The sequence below is a fragment of the Arthrobacter sp. P1_B4 genome (assembly GCF_056406555.1).
Genome location: NZ_JBFTZW010000162.1, coordinates 1 through 3,272 on the forward strand (window position 1 = coordinate 1; position 3,272 = coordinate 3,272).

At 62.7% G+C, this 3,272-nt stretch carries 4 protein-coding genes; all 4 read right to left on the reverse strand.

The features are described from left to right. The coding region (locus tag AC1D1W_RS20250; RefSeq protein WP_476944648.1) for a CpaE/TadZ family protein at positions 1-1,047 on the reverse strand (1,047 nt) is incomplete at its 3' end. Further along, a complete protein-coding gene (cpaB, locus tag AC1D1W_RS20255) occupies positions 1,044-1,817 on the reverse strand; it encodes a Flp pilus assembly protein CpaB (RefSeq protein ID WP_243181076.1) in 774 nt (257 codons plus the stop codon). The genes AC1D1W_RS20250 and cpaB, both read right to left, overlap by 4 nt. A gap of 2 nt (positions 1,818-1,819) precedes the next feature. Beyond that, entirely contained in the window at positions 1,820-2,743 is a 924-nt protein-coding gene (locus AC1D1W_RS20260; protein ID WP_243181075.1) for a pilus assembly protein TadG-related protein, read from the reverse strand. Between the two features lie 35 nt (positions 2,744-2,778). After that, the coding region (locus AC1D1W_RS20265; protein WP_476944649.1) for a TadE/TadG family type IV pilus assembly protein at positions 2,779-3,272 on the reverse strand (494 nt) is incomplete at its 5' end.

A 3,272-nucleotide genomic window follows, 5' to 3' on the forward strand; every position in this document is an offset into this window, starting at 1 on the left:
GGCTACGGCCTTCGAACGGGGAATGCTGAAGTCAACGGGCGCACCTATGGTCGCCTCAACGTCCTGGACGCTGAGGCCGGATTTGGAGTCTGCCATGTTCAGGACCACATGACGCGTCTCAGGCAGGACGTCCAGCCGGCCAAGGATTTCGAGGCCGGACCGGAGTCCTCGGATGCTGGGAACATCCATGGCGGTCACCCAGACAATGTCCGTGCATTGCTCCATCGCAGCCAGACCTATTTCAGGCAATCCCGGGGCTGTGTCCACGATGACGTACTGGAATTGTTCCGCGAGCTGCTGCAACATTCGGGTGACTTGCTCCGGTGTGACGAAGTCGGCTTCCACCGGACTATGCGGGGCGCAGAGCGCATAGATGTTGCCGGAATGCACGGTCAGGAAGGCCTTGAGCACTAGAGAATCGTGGCTCGCCGCGGAGGAGACGGCGTCCGTGACAGTGTGCTCCGGGTGGAGGTATAAGCCCGAGGCTACATCTCCGAACTGCAGGTCCAAGTCCACGATCACCACACTCATGGGCGCGATTTGCCCGAGTCCTATGGCGATGTTCGTGGCGATTGTCGTCTTGCCTACTCCGCCCTTGGGCGAGAAGACGCCGATCACTTGGCCACTCGAACCCCCAGGCTCCTGACCGGCCTCTGTCCTGTACTTGCTGGCAAAGGACTGGCAGGCGCGCTCCAGCAAAATCCGGATCTGGGCATCTTCGGCGTTCGGGMTGAGAAAATCCCGGATGCCGGCGCGCATGGCCAGCAAGACAATGTCTGGATCAGGTTCGCTGACCAGAATGATGCTTAACTCCGGCAATTGGACGTCAAAGACCATAGCCAGCCGCAACGCGTCTTCGAACGGCAGGTCCGGCCCAAGTATCAGCACCTCGGGGCGCTCCTGGTTAAGGTTCATGAACAGTGCCCCAGGGTCGGACGGATCGACGAAGGCGAAGGTCTGCAGGCCGCCGGGCAGACCGCCTGCCAGTGCCCGGCGAACCCGCGCGTCGAAGTCAGTATTGGGCGTGATCATCACGAAGCGGCTCATTTGTATACCTCCGGTTTCGTCATAATTCCAGGGCGGCCGCTGTCCACGGCGTTAAGCGGTTCTTTGCTGAGCCAGAGGGTGCCGAATTCGCTGCCATAGACGATCCTGCTGGCGTCCACATCGTTCACGGCCACGGTGAGGATCAGTGGCCCGGCGGGAACAGGGGGAGCCGCAGCGGGGGCCGCGGCCGAGCCGCTATCCGAGGGCTGGGGAGTTGCCGTCGGGATTGGGGCGCCCTGCACCGCGGTCAGCAGGACTTTGTGGAGGGTCAGTTGCGTCGTCTCCTTCTCCGGCGAGGCCTCGATGCCGCCGCCCTTCAGCGAGATGAAGATGCCGATGTGATCGCCGGGCGCCAGTTGGCCGCCGACGACTCGTTGGGGCTCGAGTTGGAAGGAGATTTCCTGCAAGCCCTCCGGTACAGGTATGGCGCCGCCGCTGGATTTGATGGTTTCCGGGGCGGCCAGACGCTCCGCAACGAGCTGCTCCCCGGGCAATAGGTCAACGGCGGTGACCTTTCCGGCTTGGCCGTCGAGACTGGCCAGAGCGCTCTTGGCTACAGCGGTGCCCGGGAGCTTCTGACTGGTCAGGAAGGGCAGGAGGCTCTCTACGGAGGTGCCTGCCGGCACAGGCTTTGCCACAATGAGGACGTCCAGGGGCTCAAGATTCTTCACAGCCCGCGCGTCCGCGCCGCTGGCGTAGGACACCACGAGGATGGCGCCGACGACGGCCAGGACGACCGCTGCTACTCCGGCGAGTAGTCGGGACTTCATGCTTAGGGTGCTCCAATGCTGAGGCGGACGACGGACGCACCGTAGTCCGCGGTGCCGCCGAGTTCGAGGGCTTGAGACAGGGAGACAAATTTGACGAAGTATCCGCGGATGGACTTGTTGGCAAGTCCACCAGAATTCCAGCTGTCGCTGGAAAGGCGATAGCCGGTTACGTGAAAGGCCGCAAACCCCTTGACGTAAAACTTGCCGCCGGAGCCCGTTCCCGTGGCGACAGCGTAGAGCGGAAGCAGAACCGTTTGATCTTGTAGGGCACTGATGTCCGCGGCTGAGCATACGGAGGGTCGGGGGGCGCCGGTGTCGCTGTTGAACCAGATCCCTGGGTCACTTGATGCGCCGGCGCTAATCGTGACGCTGCATTGGCTGTCTTTTACGTCGGTGATCCAGCCGAAGCCGCCAGGAATCCCGCCGCATCCGTTAACGTCCATAGTGAGGACTTGCACGAAAGTGGGGTCTGGAGAGAATTTGCATTCAGCGATCGCCAACGGCACGATCACGGTTCCCTTTGACGGGGCACCCCACTGGGCCCGAGACGTGGCACCCACCTCGGCGCTGGTGATGCCCAGGGCCCTGGCGAAGAACAGCGAAATGCTGTTGGCGGGGCTTCCCGTCTCTTTCGCCCCGGTGTTTACCGAGACGGTACCCTTGGTCTTATCGAGGGTGATGGATTTGATGTTGGTCAGGCCGTCCGCGGCGTTGCCGTTGGCCAATTTGGCGGCAAGCTCGGTGGGCCGCGGCCACGTGGCGGAGCATTCCGGATCAGCGACACTCCTGGCGCACTTCTGGGCCACCATCAGTGCCACCGCGTCCGAGCTATTCTGCAGCTGGGCCCGCTCGGCGTAGAGTACCCCGACGTCTACGGCCAGGGCGGCGAAACCCAGGAGGCATACCATCACGATGGCGACGATCACGCTGATAGCGCCACGCTGACGGGTGTCTTGACGTCCTACCCCCCGCACAGCATGGCTCCTTGGCCCTGCATGGCGAAGGGGCCGGCAATGCCAGTCATCGTGCTGAGCGTGTAGGCCACGGTCACGGACATTTGAGCTCCTGCCGAGCAGGTCTTAGCGCCGGCAGGCGTGGAGGCAGTGAAGACGATATTGTTGTCGGCCAGTACCGGTACGAGCGTTCCGAGTGCGCCCCGGACGGCATTTCGGGCAGCAGCCGGGTCGTTGCTGACTGCCATGACGCGCGCGCCTTCGCGGGCCGCATTGGAAAGAGATATCTGCACGTTATAGGCCCGGCCGAACTCCGTGATGCCAAACAGCAACAGAATCAGGACCGGCGCCAGCAGCGCAAACTCAACGGCCACAGCACCGCGTTCCGAGCGCTCGCGCATACGTCGAGACCCTTCCTTTTTGTGGAATCCTTGGCCAGTCATGGAGGACGCGCCAGGATTAGAAAATGCAGGCGGTGCGGTGAAGGGCTCCCGCCCTTCAC